We start from the raw sequence: 26,577 nt of genomic DNA on the forward strand, positions 1-26,577 counted from the left end.
CTTTAATACACCAATTGGCGATAACGTCCAGTCCTATCCCTGCCAGACGCTGGCCACCTGTGCCATTTCCGGGCGGGGACGTTCGGACAGGTCTCGCGACGGAGAACCGATGAAGACGAACCCCGCAATCCGCTCGGGCGCCTTGCCGAACGCGTCGCGCACCGCTTCCGAATAGGCCGCCCAGCCGGTCAGCCACCCGGCGACGAACCCTTCGGCATGCGCGGCGTGAAGCAGGTTCATGCACGCGGCGCCGGCTGACAATTCCTGCTCCCATAACGGGATGTGGCTCTCGGTGCGGGGTGAAGAGAGCGCGACGACCAGCGCGGGCGCCTGGTGCGCGAACTGCTCGAACGCCGCGATTTCAAGCCGTCCGGCCTCTGGCCGTTCGGTACGATAGGCGTCGATGATGACCTGCGCGAGCCGGTCGCGCTTGTCCTGCGGCACGATGACGAAGCGCCACGGCGCGAGCTTGCCATGATCGGGCGTGCGCGCGGCGAGCGCGATCATGTCGCGCAACTGCTGCTCGGACGGACCGGGTGCAACCATGTCGCGCGGCTTTCCCGACCGGCGCGTGGCGATAAGCGATTTGGGGGTGCTGATGTCGTTGAACATGATGGCGAACACCTAGGGAGCCGCCCGCCCCGCGACAATGCGCTTGGCATTGTCATTTGTGCCGTTAGGTTCGCCCGCATTGAAAAACGCCGCGCACGCCAGCGGCGACGGGAATTCGAGAAGGATCGCTTGTGAGTTTCAACACCATCATTCTGATCGGCGGGATCGTCGTGCTGGTAGGCTTCCTGCTGGCTGGCGCCTATGCCGTGACCCGGCCGCAGCCGGAAGTCGGCGGACACCCCAAGGGGCTGTACGTCCTGTTCTTCGCCGAAATGTGGGAGCGCTTTTCCTATTACGGGATGCGCGCGCTGCTGATCTTCTACCTCACCAAGCACTGGCTGTTCGACGATTCGAAGGCAAACCTGATCTACGGCGCCTACACGTCGCTCGTGTACATCACCCCCGTCCTTGGCGGCTATCTCGCCGACAAATGGCTGGGCCAGCGCAAGGCGGTGCTGTTCGGCGCCATCATCCTGACCGGCGGCCATTTCCTGATGGCGTTCGAAGGCAATGGCGGCCAGAACGACGCGACGATCAACATCTTCTGGCTCGCGCTAAGCTTCATCATCGTCGGCTCGGGCTTTCTGAAGGCCAATATCTCGGTGATCGTCGGACAGCTTTATCCGCGCACCGATATCCGCCGCGACGGCGCCTACACCATCTTCTACATGGGCATTAACGTCGGCGCCGCGGTCGGCACGATCATCGCCGGCTGGCTCGGCGAAAACTGGGGCTGGAGCTGGGGCTTCGGCGCCGCCGGCGTCGGCATGCTCCTTGGCCTCGTCGTCTTCGTCGTGTTCCGCCCATTGCTGCTCGGACAAGGCGAACCGACCGATCCGCAGGCGCTCAAGCGGCCGGTTGCGGGCATTAAACTCGAATGGCTGATCTACGGCGCCGGACTCGTGTCGATCGCGATCATCTGGGCGCTGATTCAGTATCAGGACGTCATCGGCACCCTGATGCTGATCTGCGGTGCGATACTGCTGCTCTACATCCTCGCAGTCGGCATGTTCGAACTGCCCTATGGCTCGATTGCCAAAGCCCCTTCCGGATCGCGCAATCTGTTCAACGGAGCATCCGCGCTCATCCTGATTGGTGCGCTGCTATATTCCGGAACGATGCTCGGCTTCTGGGCAATGTCCGACTGGATTCCGGGTATCATCGCATTGGCAGGCGGCGCGCTACTCGTTGCCGTCATACTCCAACAATCTATGTCCAAGACTGACCACGCCCGCGACCGGATCTTCGCGATCATCTTCCTGATCGCCTTGCAGCCGGTCTTCTGGGGCCTGTTCGAACAGGCGGGCGGAAGTCTCAGCCTGTTCACCGACCGTTTCGTGAACCGCGCCGGCATCGACGCGTCGCTGTTCCAGTCGGTCAACCCGATCTACATCATCCTGCTCGGGCCGGTACTGGCGGCGCTCTGGCCGTTCCTCGCCAGGCGCAACATGGAACCGTCGACGCCCGCCAAGTTCGGCATCGGCCTGGTACTGCTGGGATCGGGCTTCCTCGCGCTCAACTGGGGTGCGCATGCAGCCGGCATGGCGGTGGCCACGCCGGTCATCTTCATCTTCCTGATCTACTTCCTGCACACCGCCGGCGAGCTCTGCCTGTCGCCGGTCGGGCTGTCGGCGATGAACCGCCTGTCGCCCAAGCACATGGCGAGCCTCATCATGGCGGCGTGGTTCTTCGGCACCGCGGGCGGCAATTTCGTCGCCGGCCTGATCGGCGAAGCGACGGGCGGCGAAAGCGGCGACGCGACCAAACAGTCGATCCTGGCGATCTATTCGACGATCGGCTGGGTCACCGTCGCCATCGGCGTCGGCGTGATGGTCGTCGCACCGCTGGTCAAGAAGCTGCTGCACCTCGACACGCTGAAGGACGATCCCGACACCGCCATGGAAGGCGAGCGCGAGATCGGCGAGCCGCAAGCCGCGGGCGCCGTCCAGACGCAAAGCGAGACCAAGCCGCTCGGCAACGCCTGATCCGCGGCACGGGAGGGGGAAATGGCCAATCTGATCGTTGCGTGCATCGCATTCGTCGGCAGCCATTTCCTCCTGTCGCATCCCTTGCGCGCGCCACTCGTCGCGCGTGTCGGGGAGCGTGGCTTTCTGGGCATATATTCGCTGGTCGCCTTCGCGACGCTGGGCTGGGTTGTCCTCGCCTATCGCGCGATCCCGATGCAGCTGTTCTGGTGGCATGTCGGCGACGGATTATGGGCGTTGGCGACGCTTGTCATGCTCGTCGCGAGCGTGTTGATGGTCGGATCGCTACACGGCAATCCGGCGCTGCCCAATCCCGACGGACCGGACAGTCCGCGGCCGCCCGCACCGCGCGGCGTGTTCGCGATCACCCGCCATCCGATGATGTGGTCGTTCGCGCTATGGTCGCTCGCGCATATCCTCGTGCTGCCGATGGCATCGAACATCGTGCTGGCGATCGCGATTGCCGTGCTGGCGCTGGGCGGCGCCGCGCTTCAGGACCGCAAGAAGGAACAGCTACAGCCCAAGCTGTGGAGCCGGTGGGAGGGCGTGACCTCGTACTGGCCGTTCGTCGCGCTGAACGAAGGCCGGGCGCAATGGGCCGCCGCCTGGCCGAGCACCACCGCCTTTCTGGGCGGGATCGCGCTTTGGCTCGCCGCAAGCTGGGCACACATGCCGCTTGCCGGCTGGCCGGCCGGTATCTGGCGCTGGATCGGCTAGGCGCTCAGGCGCCTCGCACCCGCGGATAGCGGGTCCGCACCTCGTCCATCAGCCGCTCGACGACATCATTCTCGCGTGAGGTGCCGGACGGGCTCGCCTGCCAGTTGCAATGCGGGTGCGTCGCGGGATCATAGACCTTCACCGGTCCCAGCACGATCCGCCAGCGCCGCTTTGTCCCGCCCGCGCGCTTTACCAGCGCGGCGAGCAGCAGGTCTTCCAGATCGCCAACCGTCATGATGGCACGACACGCTCAGGCAACGCGGTTCGCCACCAGATGATCGACCACCGACGGATCGGCGAGCGTCGAGGTGTCGCCCAGGCTTGAGGTATCGCCCTCTGCGATCTTGCGCAGAATCCGGCGCATGATCTTGCCCGATCGGGTCTTGGGAAGCGAGGGCGCGAATTGCAGAGCGTCGGGGGTCGCGATCGGCCCGATTTCCTTGCGCACCCACTGTTTCAGCGTATCGCGCAATTCGTCCGACGGATGAACGCCCGAATTGAGCGTGACATAGGCATAGATGCCCTGCCCCTTCACATCGTGCGGACGCCCCACGACTGCTGCCTCGGCGACCTTTTCGTGGAGCACGAGCGCGCTTTCGATCTCGGCCGTACCCATGCGGTGCCCGGAGACGTTGATGACATCATCGACGCGCCCGGTGATCCAGTAATAGCCATCCTCGTCGCGGCGACAGCCGTCGCTGGTGAAATATTTGCCCGGATAGGTGGAGAAATAGGTCTGGAAGAAGCGGTCGTGATCGTTCCAGACGGTGCGCATCTGCCCCGGCCAGCTTTTCGCGATAACCAGATTGCCCTCGGTCGCGCCGGGCAGGACATTGCCATCGGCATCGACGATCTGCGGATCGACGCCGGGCATCGGCTTGACCGCCGATCCGGGCTTCAGGTCGTGCGCACCGGGCAGCGGGGCGATCATGTGGCCGCCGGTTTCGGTCTGCCACCAGGTATCGATGACCGGGCAGCGGCCATCGCCCACAACATCGTAATACCAGCGCCAGGCCTGCGGGTTGATCGGTTCGCCCACGGTGCCGAGCAGCCGCAGCGAGGCGCGGCTCGTCGCCTTTACCGGCTGGTCGCCCTCCGCCATCAGCGCGCGCAACGCGGTCGGCGCGGTATAGAGCGTGTTGACCTGATGTTTGTCGACGATCTGCCAGATGCGGCTGGCGTCGGGCCAGTTGGGCACGCCTTCGTACATCACCGTCGTCGCACCATTGGCGAGCGGACCGTAGAGAATGTAGCTGTGCCCGGTGATCCAGCCGATATCGGCCGCGCACCAGAAAATCTCGCCCTCCTTGTAGTCGAAGGCGAGTTCGTGCGTCAGGCTGGCCCATAACAGATAGCCGCCCGAGGTGTGCAGCACGCCCTTCGGCTTTCCGGTCGAGCCCGAGGTGTAGAGGATGAACAGCGGGTCCTCCGCCCCCATCACTTCGGCGGGGCAGTCGTCGGACACGCTTTCGGCGACATGGTGATACCAGACGTCGCGGCCTTCCTTCATCGCAACATCGCCGCCCGTCGCCTGAACCACGATGACCTTTTTCAGCGCGGGCGCACGGTCGGCGGCGGCATCGACATTGGCCTTTAGCGGGATACGCTTGCCGCCGCGCCGCCCCTCGTCGGCGGTGATGCAGAATTCGCTGTCGCAATCGGTGATGCGCCCGGCGAGCGCCTCGGGAGAGAAACCGGCAAAGACGACCGAATGGATCGCACCGATCCGCGCGCAGGCGAGGACCGCAAACGCGGCTTCGGGAATCATCGGCATGTAGATGGTGACGCGGTCGCCCTTCTCCACGCCTTCGGCCTTCAGCACATTGGCGAAGCGGCAGACTTCCTGATGGAGTTCGAGATAGGCGTACCGCCTGGCCGGTTCGTTCGGGTCGTCGGGTTCCCAGATGATCGCGGGCGCCGCGCCGCGGCTGGCGAGATGGCGGTCGATACAGTTCGCCGCGACGTTCAGCTTGCCATCGGTGAACCAGTTGATGTGAAAATCGCTCTCGTCGAACGACCAGTCGCCGGCGATTTCCGGCCGCTTGATCCAGTCGAGCCGACGCGCCTGTTCGAGCCAGAAGCTGCCCGGATCGGCGATCGAGCGACCATAGAGCGTCTCATAGCCTTCGGCGTCTACCTTCGCTCGCCGCTTCCATTCATCGGGAACGGGATAGACTTGCTGCTGGTCGGCCATACGCTTGCTCTCCTTTGCTTATCGTCCATGTGGCGGGCGACCACGGGCTTTTGCAACCCCGGCGCTCAAATTGGTGCGTGCTCCCAATGCATGGGACGCATCATGGTTACAAATTGCGACAATAAATTAGTGGACGGGCGCGATCATGTTTTCCATGCTCGCGGGCATGAAAGCATCCAAACGCCTGATGCTGCCGCTTTTTGTCTCCGTGCCGCTGGCGGGATGCGCCGTCGGCCCGGACTATCATGCCGCGCCGCCATCGACGCTGGGCGTGCCCGACAGCTATTCGGTCGCCGCCGACGAAGCGCACCGACCCGACCTGACGCAGTGGTGGGACAGCTTCGACGATCCGTTGATGGCCAAACTCGTTGGTTCGGCGCGGTCGAGCAACCTCGACGTGGCGCAAGCGGTGACCCGGCTGCGCCAGGCGCGTGAGGCGCTGGTGTCGTCGCGCGCTGCCCTGCTCCCCAGCATCAGCGCGAGCGGAAGCTATTCGCGCAACGAAAATCTGGTCGGCGGCACCAGCACCTATACGCTGCCCGACGGTACGGTGACGACGATTTCGCGCGGCAGTGGCGACAGCTTCTCGATCGGTGCCGACGCGAGCTATCAGGCCGATATTTTCGGCGGCAACCGTCGCTCGGTCGAAGCAAGTCGCGCCAATCTGGAGGCAAGCGGCTTCGACTATGCCGGCGTGCTGCTGTCGGTGCAGGTCGAGATCGCGCGCAACTATGTGCTCGCACGGCTGTATCAGGCGCAGCTTGAGAATGCGCGGCAGGCACTCGCCATTCAGGACGACAATCTGCAGATCGCCGGCTGGCGCGTGCAGGCGGGTCTCGTTTCCTCGGTCGATCAGGAACAGGCGCGCCAGCAGCGTGCGCAGACCGCGGCGACGATCCCCTCGCTCCAGTCGAGCTATAACCAGGCGGTCTCGCGGCTGGGCGTGCTCACCGGCCAGGCGCCCGGCGCACTGAAGCAGGAAATGTCGGCGAAGAAGCCGATCCCGACCGGCCCGGACACGGTTGCGGTCGGCATTCCCGCCGATCTGCTGCGCCAGCGCCCCGACATCCGTTCCGCCGAGCGCAGCCTTGCCGCCGCGACGGCACGGATCGGCGTTGCCGAGGCGCAGCTCTATCCCGCGCTCAACCTGGGCGGCAGCATCGACACCAACGCGACCTCGTTCACCTCGCTGACCGACATCATCACCGGCAACGTATTTGCGCGCATCGCGCAGACGATATTCGACGGCGGACGCCTGCGCGCGCAGGTCCGCTCGAACGAAGCCGCGGCGCAGGGTGCGTTCTTCAACTATAAACAGACGGTGCTGACCGGGCTCGAGGATGTCGAGAACGCGATCCAGGCGCTGCGGAGCGCGCGCGAACGCGAGACGCAATATCGAACCGCGTTCGAGGCGGCGAACAACTCCGCGATCCTTTCGCGCAGCCAGTATCGCGCCGGGCTGACCGATTTCACCACGCTCAACCAGGCCGAGAGCGCGCTGCTCTCCTCGGCCAACAGCCTTGCACAGGCGCGTGCCGACGCGGCCAATGCGATCATCCAGCTTTATGGGGCGCTGGGCGGCGGCTGGGACGTGGGCGACATCGCCGCCGCACGCGCCAAACCAATCAATTTCTCCACCGGTCAGGACAACTGATGGCAGATCAGGAAACGCAGGAACTCGACGAATTTCTCGGCACCAAGCCGAAACCGTGGTGGCGGCGCAACCTGAAATGGATCGCAATCGTCATCGGCGTCATCCTGCTCGGCCTTCTGGTGTCCCGCTGTTTCGCGCCCGCGCCGCCGACCGAATATCAGACCGTCCCGGTCAAGCGCGGTACGCTGGACGTCACGGTGTCGGCGACCGGCAAGCTGGCGCCGACCAATCAGGTCGATGTCGGGTCCGAACTGTCGGGCCTCGTCACCAAGGTGCTGGTCGATGTGAACGACCGCGTGACCAAGGGGCAACCGCTCGCGCTCGTCGATCCGTCACGCTTTCAGGACAGCGTGAACCAGTCGCGCGCCGCGCTCAACGCGAACGAAGCGCAGGTTGCGCAGGCCAAGGCGACGGTCGAGCAATCGCGCGCCAATCTGAACCGGCTCGAACAGGTCAGCCGGTTGTCGGGCGGACGCGTGCCCGCCAAGACCGAGATGGAACAGGCGCGCGCCGACTATAATCGCGCGGTCGCCAGCCTGAAGGCGGCGCAGGCCAATGTCGTGTCGGCGCAGGCGCAGCTTTCGTCGAACCGCACGCAACTGACCAAGACGGTGATCCGGTCGCCGGTCAACGGCGTCGTGCTCGCGCGGCAGATCGACGCGGGGCAGACGGTCGCCGCGTCGTTCAACACGCCGACACTGTTCGTCATTGCCGAAGATCTGAGCGAGATGAAGCTGGAGGTCGCGGTGGACGAGGCCGATGTCGGCCAGGTCGAAAAGGGCCAGAAGGCAAGCTTCACCGTCGACGCCTTTCCCGGCAAGACCTTCCCCGCCACGATCACGCGGGTCGATGTCGGATCGAACCTGTCGGCGCAGTCTTCATCGAGCACGACGTCGAGCAGCACCGCCAACTCGCAGGTGGTTTCCTATGGCGCGGTGCTGAGCGTCGCCAATCCCGACCTGATCCTGCGACCGGGCATGACCGCGACCGCGACGATCCAGGTCGATGAGCGCAACAATGTCCTGTTGATCCCCAACGGCGCATTGCGCTTCACCCCGCCGCAGCAGGACCAGTCGAAGGGCGGCGTCCAGATCGGCATGCGCTTCGGCCAGCGGCAGGAACAGCAGAAGAATATCGGCGCGGGCAGCCATCAGACGATTTACGTCCTCGGCAGCGACGGCAAGCCGCAGCCGATCCAGGTCGTCACCGGCGCGACCGACGGTTCGCGTACACAGGTCAGCGGCGACAAGCTGAAGGCGGGGATGAAGGTCATCGTCGGGCAGAAGGCCAAGGCCGGCAATGGCTGAGCCGCTGATCCGGCTCGAAGGCGTCACCAAGACGTTCGGGACCGGGGCCACCGCCTTTCAGGCCCTGAAAGGCGTGGACCTGGCGATAGAGCGCGGCGATTTCATCGCGGTGATGGGCGCGTCGGGTTCGGGTAAATCGACGACGATGAACATTCTCGGCTGCCTCGACGTGCCGACCGGCGGCGCCTATGTCTTTCGCGGCGTCCATGTCGAACAGCTCGACCGCGATCAGCGCGCGATGCTCCGGCGCCGCTATCTCGGCTTCGTGTTTCAGGGATTCAACCTGCTCGCGCGGACGACCGCACTCGAAAATGTCGAGCTTCCGCTTCTCTATCGCGGCGAGAACCGCAAGCAGCGGCAGGACATGGCGATGGCCGCGCTCGACAAGGTCGGCCTCGGGCCATGGGCCGACCATACGCCCGCCGAACTATCGGGCGGCCAGCAGCAGCGCGTCGCGATCGCGCGCGCTATCGTGACCGAACCCGATGTGCTGCTCGCCGACGAGCCCACCGGCAATCTCGATTCGGAACGCTCGATCGAGATCATGGAGCTGCTCCGTTCGCTCAACACCGATAGCGGCATCACCGTGCTGATGGTCACGCACGAGGCCGACATGGCCGATTTCGCGCGGACCATCGTCCACTTCAAGGACGGGCTGGTCGAACGCATCGACCGCCAGCACGTCCCGCTGGAGGGTGTCGACTGATGCTCTACACCACGCTCCTTCTGTCTCTGCGAGAGATCCGGCGTCATCTGTTGCGATCGTTCCTGACGACGCTGGGGATCATCATCGGCGTGTTCGCGGTCGTGACGATGGTGACGCTGGGCAACGGCATCTCTGCTTCGGTGCAGGAATCGATCAGCTCGCTCGGCACCAATACGCTGACCATCTTTCCCAGCTCGGGGCTGGGCCGCGGCGGCGGCGGCCCGCCCCCGCCGCAGTTCGAACAATCGGATATCGAGGCGATCCGCGAACAGATCAGCGGCGTGTCGTCGGTGGCGGGACAGGCTTCGGCATCGGCGCTGGCGGTGCGCAACGCGCAGAACTGGCAGACATCGATCACCGGCACGAGCAACGACTATTTCGCCGCGCAGAATCTGAAGCTCGCCAGCGGGCGGATGTTCACCCCGGCTGAGGAAACTGCGGGCAAGGCGGTCTGCGTGATCGGCGATACGATCCGCGCCAACCTGTTCCAGGACACCTCACCGGTCGGCGAACGATTCCGCCTCGGCAGCGTCAGTTGCCAGGTCATCGGCGTCCTCGAAAAACAGGACAGTCAGGGCTTTGGCGGCGACGCCAACGACAATGTCATCATGCCGCTAAAGGCCGTGCAGCGCCGCTTTGCGGGCAACCAGAATGTCCGTGCGATCATCGTGTCGGTCGCAAGCGGGTTCGACACATCGTCGGTGCAGAAGTCGGTCACCGACCTGCTGCGCGAGCGGCGCCATCTCGCGCCCGGCGAGCCCGACAATTTCCGCATCTTCGACAGCGCGCAATTCGCCGCGACGCTGACCCAGCAGACGCAGCAGATGACGATGTTCGTCGCCGCCATCGCCGCGGTCAGCCTGCTCGTCGGCGGGATCGGCATCATGAACATCATGCTGGTGTCGGTGACCGAGCGGACCCGCGAAATCGGCATCCGCCTCGCCATCGGCGCGCTGGGCAAGGAGGTGCTGATGCAATTCCTGGTCGAAGCCGTTGCGCTGTCGTGCCTCGGTGGGCTGATCGGCATCATTCTCGCATTCTTCGGATCATGGGGCGCATCGTCGGCGCTGAAATTGCCGTTCGTGTTCGACCCGTTCATCAACGTGCTGAGCTTCATCATCTCTGCGATGATCGGCGTGATCTTCGGCTATTTCCCCGCTCGGCGCGCGGCCCGGCTCAACCCCATCGACGCGCTGCGCCACGAATAGGTCAGCCGCCGAACTGGAGCAGCATCAGCCCGGCGGCGAGCGCGAGCGCGGCAAGGATGCGTCGCCAGCCAAATCCCTCGCGCAGCCATAGCGCGCCCATGATCGCCGCCCAGACGACCGAGGTTTCGCGCAGCGCCGATACCTTCGCCGTCTCGACGAACGAAAAGGCATAGAGCGCAGCGCCGAACGACAGGATCGACAGCGCGCCCGCCGCCGCACCGTAGCGCCATTTCTCGCGGATCGTCGCGACCAGCGCGCGACGCCTGAGAATGATCGCCGTCGCCGTGACGCAAATCCAGTCGAACAGGAACAGCCACACGATGTAAGTTACCGGCGTCGGTGCGGTGCGCACGCCCCATGCATCGGTCGTGTTGTAAAGCGCGATGCCGCCGGCCGTCGCCAACGCCCAGCCGAGCGCCGCCTTGTCGGGGTGCGTGCGCAGTCCCCTCCCGCGCGGCGGGAGCGCGAAGACGACGACGGCGATCGTCGCGATGCCCAGCCCCGCCCATTCGGTCGCGGTCAGCGCCTCGCCGAGCGCAAGCCCCGCAACGATCGCAGTAATCAGCGGAGAACCGCCGCGCATGACGGGAAATACGAGCGACAGGTCGCCGCGACCCAGCGCCTGAATCAGGAACGATTGATAGAGGAAATGTGCCGGGATGGCGAAGGCGAGAACGTGGAAGGTGGCGGCATCGGGCACAGGCACGATGAACGCGAAAGGCAGCAGCAGCGCCGCCGCGCTCATCGACAGGATCGAACGGCTGACGAGGATGTCGCTGCCCATCTTCACCGCCAGATTGGCGAAGGCGAGAGTCAGCGCGGAAAACAGGCCGAGAGCGACGCCGGCGAGCGCGCTATGCATCCGTCAGCCGTGCGAAATCCTCTGGCGTATCGATGTCGATGAGCTCGTCCGGGCTGGCGACCATATGGTGCCCCGCGCGGATAAGATCGCGCGCGCCGGTATCGCCCGTCTGCGACAGCAGCGCGTCGAAATGCGTGCGGCCGAACAGCGCGGGCGGGCACGGCGCCCGGCCGTCGCTCGACGCGATCACCGTATCGGGCCCTTCCGCATAATCGAGCATATGCCAGACATGCATCGCGGTAACGCGCGGCATATCGGCGAGCGCGACCAGCACCGCCTCGATATCCCTTTGCATCGCCTGCTCGACACCAAGCCGCAGCGAGCGCGACAGGCCCGCCGCGGGATCGTCATTGGCGACGACGTCGAACCCGTGAGCGCCCAGATCGAGCGCAGTTCCCGAGACGACCGCGATCCGCGTTGCAAAGCGCACCGCCTCCAGCGCCACGACAACATGCAGCCCGAGCGGGCGGCCGAGATAGTCGATGCTCAGCTTGTCCTGATCGCCGAAGCGCCGCGAGCGCCCTGCCGCGAGAAGGACGAGCGCGGTCGCCTCAGCCGCGATCATGGAAGGCCTTGACCATGCCCGCGGCGATCGACAGCGCGATCTCCGCCGGGCCGATCGCGCCGATCGAAATCCCCGCCGGGCCGTCGATCCGGTCCAGGTCGCCCTCGGCAATGCCCGCTTCGGCCAATCGTTCGCGGCGCGCGGCATGGCTCTTGCGCGAACCGAGCGCGGCGACATAGCCGGTCGGTGCGCCGAGCGCCGCGATCAGCGCGGGATCGTCGATCTTGATATCGTGGCTGAGCGTCACCACCGCAGTCGCCGGACCGGGCGCATAGGCCTCCACCGCCTCGTCCGGCCAGCGATCGTCGAGCGTGACGCCGGGAAAGCGTTCCTCGGTCAGGAACCGCCCGCGCGGGTCGATCACGGTCGTCGCGATGCCCAGTTCGCGCGCCAGCCCGGCAAGCGCCTGCGCGATCTGCACCGCGCCGATGATGAGCAGCCGGCGCGGCGGATCATAGCGATTGACGAACGCGCGCCCGGTTTCCATCGGCCGCGCGTCGCTGTGCCCGGTATCGAGATCGGTGCTGATGGTCAGCGACCGACCGGCATCGCGCGCCTCGCGGATGCGGTCGAACAGTTCGGGGTCGAACCCTTCTGCCGAAACCGGCTGCATCATCACCGAGATTTCGCCGCCGCACGGCAGCCCTACTTCCCAGGCGGCGGCATCGGCAACGCCGTAATCCTTCACCTGAAACGGCGCGCCGCCGATCACCTCGGCAGCGGTCGCGAGAATGTCGGTCTCGACGCAGCCGCCCGACACCGAGCCTTCGAACCGCCCGTCCTGATGAACGAGCATGTGACTGCCCTTCGGACGCGGCGCGGACCCCCATGTCTTGACGACAGTGGCGAGCGCCATGGGCGCGCCCTGCCACGCCTTTGCGGCGGCGAGGACGGAGTCGTTATCGGCCATCAGCCTGCCCTTTCCTCGTCGCCCCCGACTTTATCCGGCGTCCAGAGGCCGACGCTGGCTTCAACGCGCGACCCCAGTGTCGCTTCATGGATGCCCGATCGAGCGCGGCATGACGATGGGTGCTCATACCGGCGGCAACCCTGCCAGCAGCTTGTCGAGCGTCACCGGAAAATCGCGCACCCGCACACCGGTCGCATTGTAGATTGCGTTGGCGACCGCGGCACCCGCGCCCGAATTGCCGAGCTCGCCAACACCCTTGGCGCCCGCTTCGTTGGCAAGGTCGTCGATTTCCTCGATGAAGCGCACCTCGATCGGCGGCGCGTCGGCATGCGCGGCGACGTGATATTCGCCGAAATCGGGATTGACGAACTGGCCGGTGCGCTTGTCGATGATCGCGTCTTCGTGAAGCATCGAGCCGATGCCCCAGACCATGCCGCCGAGAAGCTGGCTGCGCGCGGTCTTGCGGTTGAGCACGCGCCCGACATCGAACACGCCGAGCATCCGCCGCACACGGACTTCGCCGGTAACCGCGTTGACCGCGACCTCGGCGAAATGCGCACCATATGAGGATGAGACATGGGCGGACGTATGATCGCCCGCCTTGGCATGCCCTTCGGCCTCCACCGCTTCGCCGCCGAGAATTTCGGTGAGCGGCACGCGGCGGTTCTCGGCAATCGCATGGCCATCCTGCAAGGTCAGATTCTCGCGCGCGGCGCCCATTTTCGCAGCAATCGTCTGTGCGATCTGTTCGCACGCAAGTGCCGCTGCCGATGTCGAGCTTCCCGCTCCGAACGAACCGCCCGAACCCGCGCTGGCCGGCAGGTCGCTGTCGCCGATCACCACCTTCACCTGTTCGGCTGGCAGGCCGAGCGCTTCGGCAACGATCTGCATCAGGATCGTATAGGTGCCGGTACCGATATCGGTCATGTCGGTTTCAACCGTGGCGCTGCCATCGGTTTCGAGCCGCACCGTCGCGCGCGCCTCCACCGTGAAATTGCCGCGCACCGCCGCCGCCATGCCCATGCCGATCAGCCAGTCGCCCTCACGCTGCTGGCCGGGATTGGGATTGCGCCGGTTCCACCCGAACGCAGACGCGCCCTCGTCATAGCATTGGAGGAGCTTGCGCGTGCCGAAGGGCTTGCCGTTGGTCGGGCTGACCTGCGGCTCGTTGCGACGGCGGAACTCGATGGGGTCGAGCCCCAGCCGCTCGGCTGCCTCGTCCATCGCGACCTCCAGCGCCATCGTCCCCGAGGCTTCACCCGGCGACCGCACCGCGCCCGATGTCGGATGGTTGGCGCGCGACAGGCTGGTCGTCAGCGACCGCGCCGCGCCGCCGTACAGATGGATCGTGCCGAAATGCACCGGTTCGACGAAATTGCGCCCGTCCCGCTGAACCGTCGCATTATTGTGCCCCAGCGCAACGATACGGCCGTTGCGGTCGGTTGCGATCCGTACGCGCTGGCGCGTGGCGGGGCGGTGATGGACACCATAGGCGATCTGGCGACGCGATTGGATGACCTTTACCGGACGACCGGTTTCGCGCGCCGCGATCGCCGCATAGATTGCCTCGCTGCCGACCGATGTCTTGCCGCCGAACCCGCCACCGACAAAGGGAGAGAGCGTTCGGACGCGTTCGACATCGATATCGAGCGCCGACGCGATCGCCTTGGCCGAACCCGCCATCGACTGAAGGCTGGAATGGACGGTCAGCGCGTCACCGTCCCACACCGCCAGCGTTGCGTGCGGCTCCATCGCGGCGGGGAAGTGGATCGGCGTGCTGAATGTCTCATCATACTGGAATTCGGCGTTCAGCCAGGCATCGTCGAAATCGTCCTTGTGGATAGGCGGCACGAAAGCGGTCGCAGGCACCTCCTCATCCGGAGCGGCAAGATCGGGATCGAAGCGCCCCTCGCCGACCGCATAGCGTACCGCAACACGAGCAGCGCCCTCGCGCGCCGCCTCCCAGCTTTCAGCGACCACTACGCCCAGCGCCTGGCCGAAGAAGTGGATGTCATGGCCCAGCCGCCACGCATCGGGCGCCTGCATGGACGTGACCATATCGGCGGGCAGGCGCGGATCGTCGGTGATGACCGCGACCACGCCGGGAACAGCCTCGGCCGCCTTGCAATCCATTGCCTCTACCCTACCCGCGCCGATCGTCGCGGTGACGAGACACCCGTACAGCGCATCATCGGCCGGCACCTCGAACGCGTAGCGCGCTTCGCCCGTCACCTTGGCCGGGCCGTCGGTGCGATCGACGCCCTTGCCGAGCACATGCTGCACGGCGCGGTCGAGCACCGTAAGCCGGTCACGCGTCGGCCGTTGTTCCTGATCCGCCATATGCTCGCTCCCGCCGCTCGTACCGACGCCTATCTAGGTCGCCGTACCGCCCGTTCAAAGGGCGGGCAGCGCATCGAGCAGCTTGTCGAGCGTGAGCGGATAATCGCGCACGCGCTTGCCGGTGGCATTGTAGATCGCGTTCGCGACCGCGGCACCCGCGCCGGAAATCCCCAGCTCACCGATCCCCTTGGCCTGAAGCGGATTGGCATAGGGATCGCGCTCTTCGAGGAACATCACCTCCAGCTGCGGAACATCAGCGTTCACCGGAAGGTGATATTCGGCGAGGTCGCGATTGACGAGCTTGCCGTTGTTTCCGTCGTGAACAAGCTCCTCAGTCAGCGCCGCGCCGATGCCGAAGGTCATGCCGCCCAGGCACTGCGACCGCGCGGTCTTTTCATTGAGGATGCGCCCGGCGGCGAACACGCCGAGCATCCGCCGCAGCCGGACTTCGCCCGTGGTCACGTTGACTGCGACCTCCGCAAAATGCGCACCATAGCCCGCCTGGTTGGTATTCTCGCCGGTTTCGCCCGGTTCGATCTTGCCGATCGCCGACAGGCCATCACCGACCAGCGAACCCAATTCCACGCTGCGATTGGCGGCGATCGCCTGCCCGTCCTTCAAGGTCAGGTCGCCGACGTCGCAGCCCATCGCCTTGGCGATCTTCTCGCGCAGAGTCTCGCAGGCGAGATAGACGGTCGAACCCGAGCTTCCCGCGCCCCAGGACCCGCCCGAACCCGGCCCGGGGGGATTGTCGCTGTCGCCCAGCTCGACATCGACCCGGTCGATCGGCAGGCCCAGAAGCTCGCCCGCAATCTGGGCGAGGATAGTATAGGTGCCGGTGCCGATGTCGGTCATGTCGGTCTGCACCACGGCGCGGCCTTCGGGCGTCAGCGACACGCGCGCCTGACCCGGCATCACCATGTTGGGCCGGGCGGCCGCTGCCATGCCGATGCCGATCAACCATTCGCCCTCGCGCACCGCAGCGGGTTTCGGATTACGCTTGTCCCAGCCGAATTTCGTAGCACCTTCGTCGAGGCACTGGGTCAGCTTGCGGCTCGAATAGGGAACGCCCTTTTCGGGGTCCTTGTCGGGATCGTTGCGCTTGCGCAGCTCGATGGGGTCGATCCCCAGCTTTTCGGCCAGCTCGTCCATCGCGCATTCGAGCGCCAACATGCCCGCCGCTTCACCCGGCGCGCGCATCGAACCCGACAGCACGCGGTTGAGACGAACGATGGCGTGATTCACCTCGCGGTTTTCGCCGCCATAGAGGAAATGCGTCGCCAGTCCCGCCGGCTCGAAAAAATCCTCTCCGTCGAGATTGCTGGTGATCGTGTCATGGCCGATCCCCGACAACCGGCCCTCGCGGTCGGCGGCAAGGCGGATGCGCTGATGCGTGTTCGACCGGCGCACCGTGGCGTCGAACACGTTCTGCCGCGTCATCACCACCTTGACCGGACGCCCCGTCTGCTTCGCCGCGATCGCCGCCGCGATGCACTCCGATGAGATGCCGAGCTTCGACCCGAAACCGCCGCCGACATAAGGCGAGATCATGTGAACCTGCTCGCGCTTCAGACCCAGCGCGTCGGCGAGCGACTGCTGCTGATAGGCGACCATCTGATACGATCCGTGCACGGTCAGCGTGTCGCCGTCCCAATGGGCGACGGTGACGTGCGGCTCCATCGCCGCGCTGTTCTGGCTGGGGGTCGTCCAGACCTCGTCGATGACGACCTCTGCGTCGCGCATCGCCTGTTCGAGATCGCCCTGCGAATGCTGCGCGGGTGCGGCGCCATCCGCCGGAATATCGGTCTGATCGCGATATTTGTCGAAATCATAGCGCCCGGGTTCGGGCACGAAATCGAACGTCACGGCCTGCGCGGCGTCGCGCGCCTGCTCGAAGGTCTCGGCAACGACCAGGGCGAGCGGCTCGCCGAAATAGGCGACCTTGCTCACCCCCTGCTTGGGCGCTTCGGTCTCGCCGCCCTGCGCGGGGTTGCGCGCGAATCGGTCGGTATCGACGATCACATCGATGACGCCGGGCATCGCCTTGGCCGCATCGCTGTGGATACCGGTCAGTTTGCCGCAAGCGAAGGGCGCGCGGACCAGGAAGCCCTGTGCGCAATTATCGGGGTGAAATTCGGCGCCATAGGTTGCCGTGCCGGTCACCTTTTTAGGGCCGTCGATCCGGTCCAGCCCCTTGCCGATGACGTGCTGCGCGCCGTTGTCGAGCAGGCTGTGCTCGACCGGCTTGTCCATGGTCAGGCTGTTGGTGTCGGTCATGCCGTCACTCCCGTCAGTTCGCGAAGGACCGCGATCAGCGTTCGCCGCGCGAGCGGAATCTTGAAATCATTCGAGCCGAAGCCCTGCGCATCGGCGAGCAGCGCATCGGCGGCAGCCTCGAACGCCGCCTTGCCCGGCGCCTTGCCGACGAGCATTTCCTCGGCCGTCGCATCGCGCCACGGCATCGGGCCGAGCCCGCCAAAGCCAAGCTGCGCGTTGGTGATCTTGCCATCCTCGACCGCGACGATCGCCGCGACCGACACCAGCGCAAAAGCATAAGAAGCGCGGTCGCGCACCTTGCGATAGGTCTGCTTGCCCTTGGGCGGTGCCGGCAGTTCGACATGCGTGATGAGTTCGCCGGACTCGAGCACCGTCTCGATCTCCGGCGTGTCGCCGGGCAGACGGTAGAAATCGTGGATCGAGATGCGCCGCTTGTCGCCATCGGGCTTCAGCGTGACGATCACCGCGTCCAGCGCGCGCATCGCCACCGGCATGTCGCCGGGATGCGTCGCGATGCACTTGTCGGACGTGCCGAGGACCGCGTGAATGCGGTTGAAGCCGTCCCTGGCCGGGCAGCCGCTGCCGGGCTCGCGCTTGTTGCACGCAACGGCGGTGTCGTAGAAATAATAACACCGCGTCCGCTGGAGCAGGTTGCCGCCGGTCGATGCCTTGTTGCGGAGCTGGCCCGACGCACCGGCAAGCAGCGCGCGCGACAGCACTTCATAATCCTTCACAACGCGCGGATGCGCGGCAAGATCGGCATTGGGCACCAGCGCGCCGATGCGCAATCCGCCCTCATCGGTGTCCTCGACCTCATTCAGATCGAGCCGGGTGATGTCGATCAGCTTTTCGGGCGTTTCCACCTGCAGCTTCATCAGGTCGAGCAGATTGGTGCCGCCGGCGATGAAACGGACCTTTTCCCCGCCCTCGCGGGTCGCGGCTTCGGGGCTGTCGGCGCGCGCATAATCGAATGTCTTCATGCGTCCTCTCCCGCAACTTCGCGGATGGCATCGACGATATTGGGATAGGCAGAGCACCGACACAGATTGCCGCTCATCCGTTCCGAAATCTCGGCATCGGTCAGTTCGACCTCGCCTTCCAGCCGTTCGCTGACATGGCTGGGCCAGCCCTTCTTCGCCTCGTCGAGCATGCCCGCAGCCGAGCAGATCTGACCCGGCGTGCAATATCCGCACTGAAACCCGTCATGCTTGACGAACGCCGCCTGCAGCGGATGGAGCTTGTCCGGCGTACCCAGACCTTCGATCGTCGTGACCTCGTCGTCTTCGTGCATCACCGCCAGCGTCAGGCAGCTATTGATGCGCCGACCGTTGACCAGCACCGTGCAGGCGCCGCACTGGCCGTGGTCGCAACCCTTCTTGGAGCCGGTCAGCCCGAGATGTTCGCGCAGCAGGTCGAGCAGCGATGTGCGAACATCGACATCGGCTTCATATTTCTGACCATTGATCGTGAAATGCATGGATGGATCGCCCTCTGTTCGTCGTTATGGCTAACGCGCAGGGTGCAATGGGTTTCCGGAGGCAACTAAAATGAATCGATGGATGCGTTCAGGACTTCGCTGGGCGGTTCCGGCTGTGGCCGTCGCCGCGCTGGCTGCGGCAATGGCGACATCGCGCGAGCGCGCACCACGCGCGGAACCGCTCGCCGCGCCCTCGCTGTCGCCGCCGATCGTCATCGCCCATCGCGGTGCGAGCGGGCTGCGCCCCGAACACACGCTGGCCTCTTACGAACTGGCGATCGCACAGGGCGCCGACTTCATCGAACCCGATCTGGTGCTGACGAAGGACGATGTCTTCGTCGCGCGGCACGAAAACAATATCGCCGACACGAGCGATGTCGCCGACCATCCCGAATTCGCCGATCGCAGGACGACCAAGACCATCGACGGGGAACAGGTGACCGGCTGGTTCACCGAGGACTTCACGCTCGCCGAGCTGAAAACGCTCCGCGCGAAGGAACGGCTGCCGATGCTGCGCCCGGCCAATACCGACTATGACGGCCGTTTCCAGATCCCAACGCTCGAAGAGATCATCGCGCTCGCCAAGCGCGCCTCCGCCGAAACCGGCCGCACCATCGGCATCTATCCCGAAACCAAGCACCCCAGCTATTTCGCATCGATCGGCCAGCCGATGGAGCGGCGGCTCGTCGCAGCACTCGATGCGGCCGGGTGGAACGGCGCCGATGCGCCGGTCTTCATCCAGTCGTTCGAGGTCGACAATCTGAGGCGCCTCCATGCGCTGACGAAGGTGCGACTGATCCAGCTTCTCGACGATACCGGCGGACCCGCCGATGGCGCGGCGCCCAGCTATGCCGACATGATTTCGCCGGCCGGGCTGAAACAGGTCGCCGGCTATGCCTGGGGAATCGGGCCCAACAAGGACATGATCGCCGTCGGCAGCAAGCCCGCCACCACGCTGGTGCGCGATGCACATGCGGCGGGACTGCGCGTCCATCCCTGGACGTTCCGCGCGGAGAATTACTTCCTGCCGCGCTCGCAGTGGAAGGGGCTCAATCCGCGCGGCCACGGCGATGTCGAAGCGGCGATCCGACGCCAGCTTGCGCTGGGCATAGATGGTTTCTTCACCGACTTTCCGCTAATCGGGGTCGAGATGCGCAACGCCGCAACCGGCAAAGGCTCGAGGCCGAAAGGAAGTATCTGAATGCGTATTCGCCTGATCGCGGCCCTTGCGCTTGTCCCCCTGGCCAGCGGCGGGTGCGTCGCCAAGACCGCATGGGATGTCGCCACCGCGCCGGTGAAGGCCGCCGGGCAGGTCGTCGACTGGACGACCACGAGCCAGGACGAGGCCGATCGCAATTACGGCCGCAAGATGCGCAAGAAAGAGGCCGAGGAAGGCCGCAAGCGCAAGAAGTGGGAAAAACACTGCCGGAAACATCCCGACGATACGGATTGCCGGCAATATGACGGATACCGCGCGGCCTACGACCCGGGCTGATCGGGACCCGGCTGATCGGGCATCGCCGTCGGTGCGGCATCCACCTGCGGCTCCACACCGCCCAGCACATCGGCGATGGCGCGCAGCACCTCCGGCTTCAACTGCACGCCCAGATGGCTTGAACGCACTTCGACGTTGCGGCAGCCGGGATCGTCGGCGCGACAGATCATCCCGTTGACCAGTCCGTCGCTCGCGCTCCAGATCGCGGTGGCCGGAACCGGCAGCGGCGCCGCCACCTCTTCCTGCATCGCAAGCACCGCCGGGTCGCTGATCTTGTCTCCGGTGATCCATTCGAACGCGCGCCAGACATTGGTCGCGCTGGGAGATCCGGCGAAGGGCGAGCTGACGGTGATGACCTCGCGAACCAGATCGGGTCTGCGCTGCGCGACCAGCCGGGCCATGATGCCGCCCAGGCTGACGCCGATCAGCGTCAGCCGGTCCTTTTGCCGCCCCGCCGTTTCCTCCATCCGGTCGAACAGCACCGCGCAGTCGTCGCCGACGACGCGGCGCCCCAGGTTACGGCCCAGCCCCCACCCTTCCGCGCGGTAGCCGAGCCGGCGCAGATAGCGAAGCAGCACGAAGTTCGACCGGTCGGAATTGAACAGTCCGGGCAGCACCACGACCGGTCTGCCGTCGCCGACGGGTGCCGCGTTGAGCAAGGACCCCGAAAAGGCGAGCGAACCGACCGTCCATGCGGCGCGCGGCCATTCGGACAGCAGCGCCAGAGCAGGCGGCGCTTGCGGGGCCGAATCGGGCACAGGCGACTTTACAGCCATGCCATCACGCTAACCGGAAAAGGCGTCCATTGTCCCATGCGAATTCCGGCATGGCGGAGCGCCGCCCCGGTCCAGTCGTTGCAGGTATGCAGCGCATCATAATGTCCTCGCGCGGCATAGAAGGCATCGGCAGGACCATAGCCGTGGATGCTCGGCGCGCGCCCGTCGGCCCCGGTCGCGAAGCTCGCCCGGATATAGGCGGCGAGGCGCAGATATTCGGCGCGGGTGAGCAGAACCCTGCGGATATCGGGCCCGACGGGCGGCTCGGGCACATGCTCGACATGCAACACGGTGTCGCTGCTGCCGATCGCGGCGCTGACAACGGTGCGCGGATCGACATCGGCCCAGGTCGGCGTATCGACATAGAAGGTCCGGTCGCCCCAGCCAAAGGCGAGATGCGTGTGCGCGGCATAACGCGGATCGGCGATATCGCCGGGGCGCACGAGCCCGCGCCAGTCGACGCCCGCCGCCGACACCGGCATCACGATATCGGTATGAATACCGTTATCCGCGACATAGATGGGAATGCCGTATTTGGGCGGCGCGCGGCCGGAATTGGCGGGAATCGCGCCGCCGACAAGTCCGGCGGCCAGATAGACGACACAAAGCAAGGCGATAGCTGCGGCGATGCGGATCAACATCCTGCCGATTCGCCGGGCAGTGCGCACAGGGGCGGCCATATTCCTCGCCATCGTTCGTTATGCTAAGACATTTGCATGAATGAAGAAACGCATGTGCATGAACATCCGCCCGAAGGTGCTTCGTCCGACTGGACGATTCCGCAGAACTGGGACGCCTATAGCGATGAAGAACACCGCGTCTGGGACACGCTGTTCGAACGCCAGGCGAAATTGCTGCCCGGCCGCGCGTCGGAGGCGTATCTTCGCGGTCTCGACGTCCTGAAGCTGTCGAAGCCCGGCATCCCCGATTTCGAGGAATTGTCCGAACGGCTGATGAAGCTGACCGGCTGGCAAGTCGTCGCCGTTCCCGGCCTCGTCCCCGACGACGTGTTCTTCGACCATATGGCGAACCGCCGCTTCGTTGCCGGCAATTTCATCCGCCGCGCCGACCAGCTCGATTATCTGCAGGAACCCGACGTCTTCCATGACGTGTTCGGCCATGTTCCGATGCTCGCCGATCCGCGCTTTGCCGATTATCTGGAAGCCTATGGCCGTGGCGGCCTGCGCGCGCTTGAACTCGGCGCGCTGAAACAGCTTGCCCGGCTATACTGGTACACCGTCGAATTCGGCCTGATCGAGGAAGAAGAGGGCTTGCGCATCTATGGCTCGGGCATCGTGTCGAGCTATTCGGAAAGCCAGTTCGCGCTGGAGGACCCGAGCCCCAACCGCATCCGCTTCGACCTGAAGCGCGTGATGCGGACCGATTACCGGATCGACGATTTCCAGCAGAATTATTTCGTCATCCCCAGCTTCGACGAATTGCTGCGCGTGACGGTGGAGAGCGATTTCGCACCGCTCTACGCCGAAATCCTCGACCAGCCGGACATTGCGGTTGCCGAACTGGTGCCGGGCGACGACATCATCACCAACGGAACGCAGGCCTATGCCAAGGCAAAGGCCGCGCAGATGCCGGAAACCGCCTGAAACCTACCAGCTTCCGAAATCGGGGGTGGCGCCGGTTCCGCGCGGGCCGGGCCGGGTGGTGCGTCCGGCGCCATAGCGAATGCGCTTGACGAGGCGGAGCGCAGGCCATTCGCCGGCGATCCGCGACGCGACGCGCAGCCCATGACGACGATAGGCGCGCTCCACCTGCTCGCGCTGCTTTTCGAGCAGCCCGGCAAGCACCAGCGTGCCACCGGGGCTGAGCGCCGTTGCCAGCATCGGCGCAAGTTCGATCAGCGGCCCGGCAAGGATGTTCGCGACGATCAGGTCATAGGGCGCGCGGTCGATCAACAGCTTGTGGTCCAGCCCTGCCGCCGCGGCGAGCGCCAGCCGTCCCGGCCCGCTGCCTAGCGGCACCCCGTTCGCCGCAGCATTTTCGCGCACGACGTCGATCGCGCGGGGGTCGATATCGGATGCGGTTGCGCGCGCCAGTGCCCACAGATGCATCGCGGCAAAGGCGAGCAACCCCGTTCCCGTGCCGACATCGATGATGTTGCGGAAATTGGCGCCGCCACGCTTCAACGCATCGAGCGTCAGCAGGCACCCGGTCGTCGTGTCATGCTGCCCGGTTCCGAACGCGAGCCCCGCCTCGATCAGGAACGGCACCGCGCCGGCCGGAACTTCGCCCCTATTGGTGCTGGTGTGCACGTAGAAGCGCCCGGCATGAACGGGCTCAAGCCCCTGCTGGCTGAGCGTGACCCAATCCTGCTCCTCGATCCGTTCGGGATCGGCATCCGTATCCGCCGCACTGGGGACCAGCGCGCGGATCGCGGCCACCGTGCGCCGATCGGGCTTGGCGTCGAAAAACGCCTCAAGCTGCCACGAATCGGGGTCGTCCTCGACTCGCTCGCTGGTCATCAGCACCGGCGGCGGCTCGAGCGCAGCCAGCGCCTCTCCCTCCACCTCGATCCGTTCTGCCTCGTCACGCGTACAGGGAAGCACCAGCTTCCAGCTCTCAGCCATCAATCGATCTCCACCGGGCGTTCGGCGACAACCTTCAGCTCCGGGACTTCGATCGCGCGGTAGATCAGCTTCTGACCCTGGCGCATCAGGATCGCAAGCCGGGTCGGGCTCTGCATCCACATCTTGTCGATACCATCGACATTCTTCAGCACGAATTTCTGTCGTCCGGTGTCGAGATTGCCGACCAGCACATCTTCTTCCGGGCCATCCTTCTGGCGGACCTGGATGACATAATAGGCCGCAGGCGGCTGCTTCTGCCCGGCGCCATCGGTCACCACCTCGACGACCGAGGGCGCGGCATCCGGATTATCCGCGGGCGCATCGCCCTGATCCGCGACCGGCTGCGCATCGGCGGCGGCGGGGAAGAAACGGATATCCACGATCCGCCGGCTGTTGGCCGGAAGCAGCTTTCTGCTTTCGCCGCTCGTCTTGTCGAGCAGCAGGACATTGCGCTGGTCGATATCGCCCTTGCGCGAGGAATAAGATCCCGAATCCGACACCGAATCGGCGGTCGCGATAGCGATTTCGGCAAAGCGGGTGCCCGGAATGTCGCGAACATCGGCGACGGCATAGGTTTCTTCCGTTTTCTCGGTCGTCACCTTTGCGGGTTTGCGCTGCTGCGAACGTTCGAAACTGACGACCTGCAACGCGACATAGATCATCGCGATCGCCGCCAGCACGCCGACGCCGGCAAAGCCCCACAGCACCCACCGAATCACCGATGGCGAACGTACCGCCTGTTCCTCCGCCATGATCGCTCTCCCGCTATTTTGCGCGAACGCCTATCGCACGAAACTCGCGCCATTGGCGTCGATTACCGCGCCGGTCATCGATTCGGGAGCCTCAAGCGCACAGAATCGCGCGATCGTGGCGATTTCGCTGGTATCGGCGACCCGGCCCAGCGGAATATCGGCAAGCAACTGCGCACCGCCCCTGCTTTCCAGATAATCGTCCGCCATTCCCGTCATCGTGAAGCCGGGGCAGATCGCAAAAGCCAGGATGCCCTCACCCGAATAACCGCGCGCGATCGTTTTCGTCATCGCGACCATGCCCGCCTTCGACGCGGCATAGTGCCAGTGCGCCGGGCTGTCGCCGCGATAGGCCGCGCGGCTGGCGATGTTGACGATCCGGCCCTTCGCGCCGTTTTCCTGCCAGTGACGCACCGCAAGCCGACATAGCTGCGCGCTCGCGGTCAGATTGACCTGCATCGTGCGTTCCCAGTCGGCGACCCAGTCGTCATGCGGCTGGTCGAGCGCAGACGCCTCGAAAATACCGGCATTGTTGACGAGTACGTCGATGCGCCCGTCGAGCGCCTCCAGCGCGCGTTCCCATAGCGAACGCGGCGCATCGGGGTCGGTGAAGTCTGCGGGGATACCCGTTTTGGTACCGTGGCCCACCAGACGAACATCGGGTCGGTCGAAACTGTCTGCAATCGCCGCGCCGATGCCGCGGCTCGATCCGGTAAGGAGAATATTGGTGGTCATGCCCCCACCTACAGGCGGCAAGCTGGGGAAGTCGAGCCTTTGAACCTCAGGCGGCTACCGACGAGGAGAACCGCTCGGCAGCGGTCTTCAACTGCTCCAGCCGGTCACCGACATGCGCGAACTCAGCCTCAAGCGTACCGATCTCTCCGGTGACATTCTGCGTATCCTCGCGGATCGAGGCGATGGTGCCCGACATCGAATCAGCCGCGAGCGCGGTTTCATCGACCGCCGACGTGATCGCGGTAACGGTCTGCGCCTGCGCCTCCATCGCGGTGCGGATTCGGTTCGCCGATTCCTGCACCTCGCCCACGGTCGAGGAAACCGAGGTGCTGCTCATCACCGTCGATTCGGTGGCTGCCTGGATCGCGGCGATCTTGGCAGCGATATCGTCGGTGGCGCGCGCCGTCTGGCTGGCGAGGCTCTTCACCTCCTGCGCCACCACCGCAAAGCCGCGTCCCGCATCGCCCGCGCGCGCCGCCTCGATCGTGGCGTTGAGCGCAAGCAGATTGGTCTGGCCGGCAATGTCGCGGATCAGCCCGAGGATCGATTCGATCGACTTGGCATGTTCGGACAGCGCGCTTGACGTGCGAACCGAGTCCCCCGCCTGGATCGATGCCTTGTTGGCGATGTCGGCAGCCGCCTCCACTTCGCGTCGTGCATCCTCGATCGCGCGGATCAGCCCGCCCGCCGTCTGCGCCGCCTCGCGCATCGCCACCGCCGACTGTTCGGCCGCGGTCGCGACCTCGGAAGTCTTGTCGAGCATCCCGCGCGCAGCGGCCGAGGCCGTCCCCACCTGACCGCGAATCCGGTTGCCGAGAACCGCCGTGTCTTCGAGTGTCGATCCGATATTGTGGCGGAAATCGTCCGATTGCTCGTTGCGAACTTTGCGCGCCTGCATATCGTCGCGATAGGCGATATGTTCCGCCATCACCGCGGCTTCGACCATCGCAAGCCGCTGGATCGCGTCGCACAAGGTGCAGGCCTTGCCGGCGTCGCCGACAACCGCCTCGCGGATGAATTCCATCAGCTTGGTATGCCCGACCGACAGCGCCGACAGAAAGGCGTGAAGCGGTAGGCCCGCCTTGTGACAGCGCGCGGCATTGCGCAGCGCCATGGAAAGCCAGTCGCGGCTGAGCGGTTCGCGATATTTTGCGCGAACATAGGCAGTCGATTCGCGGAGCTGGCGTTCACGGTCGGCGTCCGACAACCGCCCGGTCGCCGCCACCACAGCGGGCGCATCCAGCAGACTGTCGAGAAACGCCTCTGCAATCTCGTCGCATCGACCATCTATGATCGCGCTGATTTCCTCGCACGCGGACCCGATCAGGCCGTCCCGGTCGAAATCACCGAATCGCTCGGTCATCGCGTTCATCATCGCGGCATGTCCCTGTCCGGATGCGACCGATTGCTGTTCCATGGCCCC

25 protein-coding genes are annotated in these 26,577 nt (G+C 65.3%); 9 read left to right on the forward strand and 16 right to left on the reverse strand.

Annotated features, from left to right (window positions below; translation table 11 throughout):
• Positions 1-33 precede the first annotated feature (33 nt).
• The gene (locus tag J7S20_RS09025) at positions 34-612 is read right to left on the reverse strand and encodes a nitroreductase family protein (RefSeq protein WP_284053908.1); all 579 of its coding nucleotides are present in this window, start codon (positions 610-612) and stop codon (positions 34-36) included.
• 131 nt (positions 613-743) lie between these two features.
• On the opposite strand from J7S20_RS09025, the gene J7S20_RS09030 reads away from it, so the two are divergent.
• A complete protein-coding gene (locus tag J7S20_RS09030) occupies positions 744-2,597 on the forward strand; it encodes a peptide MFS transporter (RefSeq protein ID WP_430980923.1) in 1,854 nt (617 codons plus the stop codon).
• Between the two features lie 21 nt (positions 2,598-2,618).
• Positions 2,619-3,314, forward strand: a complete 696-nt coding sequence (locus tag J7S20_RS09035) for an NnrU family protein (RefSeq protein WP_284053909.1) — start codon at positions 2,619-2,621, stop codon at positions 3,312-3,314.
• A gap of 4 nt (positions 3,315-3,318) precedes the next feature.
• Here J7S20_RS09035 and J7S20_RS09040 read toward each other — a convergent pair whose 3' ends face one another.
• Together J7S20_RS09040 and acs are read right to left on the reverse strand one after the other, a co-directional pair.
• Positions 3,319-3,549 carry a hypothetical protein gene (locus tag J7S20_RS09040; protein ID WP_284053910.1) on the reverse strand — a complete coding sequence of 77 codons (231 nt, stop codon included), beginning with the start codon at positions 3,547-3,549 and terminating at the stop codon, positions 3,319-3,321.
• Positions 3,550-3,564: 15 nt separating this feature from the next.
• On the reverse strand, positions 3,565-5,508 hold the full coding sequence (gene acs, locus J7S20_RS09045; protein WP_284053911.1) for an acetate--CoA ligase: 1,944 nt from the start codon (positions 5,506-5,508) through the stop codon (positions 3,565-3,567).
• A 166-nt stretch (positions 5,509-5,674) separates the two neighbouring features.
• Here acs and J7S20_RS09050 point away from each other — a divergent pair, with 166 nt between their 5' ends.
• From J7S20_RS09050 to J7S20_RS09065, 4 genes are read left to right on the forward strand one after another with little or no spacing between them, the layout of a single operon-like run.
• Entirely contained in the window at positions 5,675-7,162 is a 1,488-nt protein-coding gene (locus J7S20_RS09050; protein WP_284053912.1) for an efflux transporter outer membrane subunit, read from the forward strand.
• Positions 7,162-8,469, forward strand: a complete 1,308-nt coding sequence (locus J7S20_RS09055) for an efflux RND transporter periplasmic adaptor subunit (protein ID WP_284053913.1) — start codon at positions 7,162-7,164, stop codon at positions 8,467-8,469. The genes J7S20_RS09050 and J7S20_RS09055 overlap by 1 nt, the downstream gene beginning before the upstream one ends.
• Complete coding sequence (locus J7S20_RS09060) at positions 8,462-9,175, forward strand: ABC transporter ATP-binding protein (protein WP_284053914.1); 714 nt, start codon at positions 8,462-8,464, stop codon at positions 9,173-9,175. Before J7S20_RS09055 ends, J7S20_RS09060 begins: the two co-directional genes overlap by 8 nt.
• Positions 9,175-10,383 carry an ABC transporter permease gene (locus J7S20_RS09065; protein ID WP_284053915.1) on the forward strand — a complete coding sequence of 403 codons (1,209 nt, stop codon included), beginning with the start codon at positions 9,175-9,177 and terminating at the stop codon, positions 10,381-10,383. The genes J7S20_RS09060 and J7S20_RS09065 overlap by 1 nt, the downstream gene beginning before the upstream one ends.
• A 1-nt stretch (position 10,384) precedes the next feature.
• On the opposite strand, the gene J7S20_RS09070 is transcribed toward J7S20_RS09065, so the two are convergent.
• The 7 genes from J7S20_RS09070 to J7S20_RS09100 form a co-directional block, all read right to left on the reverse strand.
• Complete coding sequence (locus J7S20_RS09070) at positions 10,385-11,245, reverse strand: EamA family transporter (RefSeq protein WP_284053916.1); 861 nt, start codon at positions 11,243-11,245, stop codon at positions 10,385-10,387.
• Complete coding sequence (locus tag J7S20_RS09075; protein ID WP_284053917.1) at positions 11,238-11,810, reverse strand: nucleotidyltransferase family protein; 573 nt, start codon at positions 11,808-11,810, stop codon at positions 11,238-11,240. Before J7S20_RS09075 ends, J7S20_RS09070 begins: the two co-directional genes overlap by 8 nt.
• Positions 11,797-12,720: an XdhC family protein gene (locus tag J7S20_RS09080; RefSeq protein WP_284053918.1), complete on the reverse strand. Its 924-nt coding sequence runs from the start codon at positions 12,718-12,720 to the stop codon at positions 11,797-11,799. The genes J7S20_RS09075 and J7S20_RS09080 overlap by 14 nt, the downstream gene beginning before the upstream one ends.
• A 123-nt stretch (positions 12,721-12,843) precedes the next feature.
• Positions 12,844-15,060: a xanthine dehydrogenase family protein molybdopterin-binding subunit gene (locus J7S20_RS09085; RefSeq protein WP_284053919.1), complete on the reverse strand. Its 2,217-nt coding sequence runs from the start codon at positions 15,058-15,060 to the stop codon at positions 12,844-12,846.
• A 54-nt stretch (positions 15,061-15,114) separates the two neighbouring features.
• Positions 15,115-17,337 carry a xanthine dehydrogenase family protein molybdopterin-binding subunit gene (locus J7S20_RS09090; RefSeq protein ID WP_284053920.1) on the reverse strand — a complete coding sequence of 741 codons (2,223 nt, stop codon included), beginning with the start codon at positions 17,335-17,337 and terminating at the stop codon, positions 15,115-15,117.
• A complete protein-coding gene (locus tag J7S20_RS09095; protein WP_284053921.1) occupies positions 17,334-18,317 on the reverse strand; it encodes an FAD binding domain-containing protein in 984 nt (327 codons plus the stop codon). Before J7S20_RS09095 ends, J7S20_RS09090 begins: the two co-directional genes overlap by 4 nt.
• On the reverse strand, positions 18,314-18,814 hold the full coding sequence (locus J7S20_RS09100) for a 2Fe-2S iron-sulfur cluster-binding protein (protein WP_284053922.1): 501 nt from the start codon (positions 18,812-18,814) through the stop codon (positions 18,314-18,316). Before J7S20_RS09100 ends, J7S20_RS09095 begins: the two co-directional genes overlap by 4 nt.
• An 82-nt stretch (positions 18,815-18,896) precedes the next feature.
• Between J7S20_RS09100 and J7S20_RS09105 the strand changes: the two genes are divergently transcribed.
• Together J7S20_RS09105 and J7S20_RS09110 are read left to right on the forward strand one after the other, a co-directional pair.
• On the forward strand, positions 18,897-20,015 hold the full coding sequence (locus J7S20_RS09105; RefSeq protein ID WP_430980924.1) for a glycerophosphodiester phosphodiesterase: 1,119 nt from the start codon (positions 18,897-18,899) through the stop codon (positions 20,013-20,015).
• On the forward strand, positions 20,016-20,309 hold the full coding sequence (locus J7S20_RS09110) for a hypothetical protein (RefSeq protein WP_284053923.1): 294 nt from the start codon (positions 20,016-20,018) through the stop codon (positions 20,307-20,309).
• Here the strand turns inward: J7S20_RS09110 and J7S20_RS09115 are convergent.
• Positions 20,294-21,085 carry an alpha/beta fold hydrolase gene (locus J7S20_RS09115; RefSeq protein ID WP_284053924.1) on the reverse strand — a complete coding sequence of 264 codons (792 nt, stop codon included), beginning with the start codon at positions 21,083-21,085 and terminating at the stop codon, positions 20,294-20,296. The two genes, J7S20_RS09110 and J7S20_RS09115, sit on opposite strands and share 16 nt — an antisense overlap.
• Complete coding sequence (locus J7S20_RS09120; protein WP_284053925.1) at positions 21,076-21,765, reverse strand: TIGR02117 family protein; 690 nt, start codon at positions 21,763-21,765, stop codon at positions 21,076-21,078. Before J7S20_RS09120 ends, J7S20_RS09115 begins: the two co-directional genes overlap by 10 nt.
• 36 nt (positions 21,766-21,801) lie before the next feature.
• Here J7S20_RS09120 and phhA point away from each other — a divergent pair, with 36 nt between their 5' ends.
• The gene (phhA, locus tag J7S20_RS09125) at positions 21,802-22,689 is read left to right on the forward strand and encodes a phenylalanine 4-monooxygenase (RefSeq protein ID WP_284053926.1); all 888 of its coding nucleotides are present in this window, start codon (positions 21,802-21,804) and stop codon (positions 22,687-22,689) included.
• A gap of 3 nt (positions 22,690-22,692) precedes the next feature.
• On the opposite strand, the gene J7S20_RS09130 is transcribed toward phhA, so the two are convergent.
• The 4 genes from J7S20_RS09130 to J7S20_RS09145 are packed head-to-tail and all read right to left on the reverse strand — an operon-like array spanning position 22,693 to position 26,571.
• A complete protein-coding gene (locus J7S20_RS09130) occupies positions 22,693-23,670 on the reverse strand; it encodes a 50S ribosomal protein L11 methyltransferase (RefSeq protein ID WP_284053927.1) in 978 nt (325 codons plus the stop codon).
• The gene (locus J7S20_RS09135; protein WP_284053928.1) at positions 23,670-24,422 is read right to left on the reverse strand and encodes a hypothetical protein; all 753 of its coding nucleotides are present in this window, start codon (positions 24,420-24,422) and stop codon (positions 23,670-23,672) included. The genes J7S20_RS09130 and J7S20_RS09135 overlap by 1 nt, the downstream gene beginning before the upstream one ends.
• 30 nt (positions 24,423-24,452) lie before the next feature.
• Positions 24,453-25,154 (reverse strand): SDR family NAD(P)-dependent oxidoreductase, encoded by a 702-nt coding sequence (locus tag J7S20_RS09140; RefSeq protein ID WP_284053929.1) that lies wholly within the window; start codon positions 25,152-25,154, stop codon positions 24,453-24,455.
• A gap of 46 nt (positions 25,155-25,200) precedes the next feature.
• Positions 25,201-26,571, reverse strand: a complete 1,371-nt coding sequence (locus J7S20_RS09145; protein ID WP_284053930.1) for a methyl-accepting chemotaxis protein — start codon at positions 26,569-26,571, stop codon at positions 25,201-25,203.
• Positions 26,572-26,577 lie beyond the last annotated feature (6 nt).

Origin of the sequence: Stakelama marina (genome assembly GCF_018122655.1) — a bacterium.
Lineage (GTDB): Bacteria > Pseudomonadota > Alphaproteobacteria > Sphingomonadales > Sphingomonadaceae > Sphingomonas > Sphingomonas marina.

Excerpts from the sequence above, each read along its gene's own strand:
- J7S20_RS09025 (WP_284053908.1), bottom strand. The coding sequence starts at position 612 with ATGTTCAACGACATCAGCACCCCCAAATCGCTTATCGCCACGCGCCGG.
- J7S20_RS09035 (WP_284053909.1), top strand. The coding sequence starts at position 2,619 with ATGGCCAATCTGATCGTTGCGTGCATCGCATTCGTCGGCAGCCATTTC.
- J7S20_RS09040 (WP_284053910.1), bottom strand. The coding sequence starts at position 3,549 with ATGACGGTTGGCGATCTGGAAGACCTGCTGCTCGCCGCGCTGGTAAAG.
- acs (WP_284053911.1), bottom strand. The coding sequence starts at position 5,508 with ATGGCCGACCAGCAGCAAGTCTATCCCGTTCCCGATGAATGGAAGCGG.
- J7S20_RS09050 (WP_284053912.1), top strand. The coding sequence starts at position 5,675 with ATGAAAGCATCCAAACGCCTGATGCTGCCGCTTTTTGTCTCCGTGCCG.
- J7S20_RS09055 (WP_284053913.1), top strand. The coding sequence starts at position 7,162 with ATGGCAGATCAGGAAACGCAGGAACTCGACGAATTTCTCGGCACCAAG.
- J7S20_RS09060 (WP_284053914.1), top strand. The coding sequence starts at position 8,462 with ATGGCTGAGCCGCTGATCCGGCTCGAAGGCGTCACCAAGACGTTCGGG.
- J7S20_RS09065 (WP_284053915.1), top strand. The coding sequence starts at position 9,175 with ATGCTCTACACCACGCTCCTTCTGTCTCTGCGAGAGATCCGGCGTCAT.
- J7S20_RS09070 (WP_284053916.1), bottom strand. The coding sequence starts at position 11,245 with ATGCATAGCGCGCTCGCCGGCGTCGCTCTCGGCCTGTTTTCCGCGCTG.
- J7S20_RS09075 (WP_284053917.1), bottom strand. The coding sequence starts at position 11,810 with ATGATCGCGGCTGAGGCGACCGCGCTCGTCCTTCTCGCGGCAGGGCGC.
- J7S20_RS09080 (WP_284053918.1), bottom strand. The coding sequence starts at position 12,720 with ATGGCCGATAACGACTCCGTCCTCGCCGCCGCAAAGGCGTGGCAGGGC.
- J7S20_RS09085 (WP_284053919.1), bottom strand. The coding sequence starts at position 15,060 with ATGGCGGATCAGGAACAACGGCCGACGCGTGACCGGCTTACGGTGCTC.
- J7S20_RS09090 (WP_284053920.1), bottom strand. The coding sequence starts at position 17,337 with ATGACCGACACCAACAGCCTGACCATGGACAAGCCGGTCGAGCACAGC.
- J7S20_RS09095 (WP_284053921.1), bottom strand. The coding sequence starts at position 18,317 with ATGAAGACATTCGATTATGCGCGCGCCGACAGCCCCGAAGCCGCGACC.
- J7S20_RS09100 (WP_284053922.1), bottom strand. The coding sequence starts at position 18,814 with ATGCATTTCACGATCAATGGTCAGAAATATGAAGCCGATGTCGATGTT.
- J7S20_RS09105 (WP_430980924.1), top strand. The coding sequence starts at position 18,897 with ATGCGTTCAGGACTTCGCTGGGCGGTTCCGGCTGTGGCCGTCGCCGCG.
- J7S20_RS09110 (WP_284053923.1), top strand. The coding sequence starts at position 20,016 with ATGCGTATTCGCCTGATCGCGGCCCTTGCGCTTGTCCCCCTGGCCAGC.
- J7S20_RS09115 (WP_284053924.1), bottom strand. The coding sequence starts at position 21,085 with ATGGCTGTAAAGTCGCCTGTGCCCGATTCGGCCCCGCAAGCGCCGCCT.
- J7S20_RS09120 (WP_284053925.1), bottom strand. The coding sequence starts at position 21,765 with ATGGCCGCCCCTGTGCGCACTGCCCGGCGAATCGGCAGGATGTTGATC.
- phhA (WP_284053926.1), top strand. The coding sequence starts at position 21,802 with ATGAATGAAGAAACGCATGTGCATGAACATCCGCCCGAAGGTGCTTCG.
- J7S20_RS09130 (WP_284053927.1), bottom strand. The coding sequence starts at position 23,670 with ATGGCTGAGAGCTGGAAGCTGGTGCTTCCCTGTACGCGTGACGAGGCA.
- J7S20_RS09135 (WP_284053928.1), bottom strand. The coding sequence starts at position 24,422 with ATGGCGGAGGAACAGGCGGTACGTTCGCCATCGGTGATTCGGTGGGTG.
- J7S20_RS09140 (WP_284053929.1), bottom strand. The coding sequence starts at position 25,154 with ATGACCACCAATATTCTCCTTACCGGATCGAGCCGCGGCATCGGCGCG.
- J7S20_RS09145 (WP_284053930.1), bottom strand. The coding sequence starts at position 26,571 with ATGGAACAGCAATCGGTCGCATCCGGACAGGGACATGCCGCGATGATG.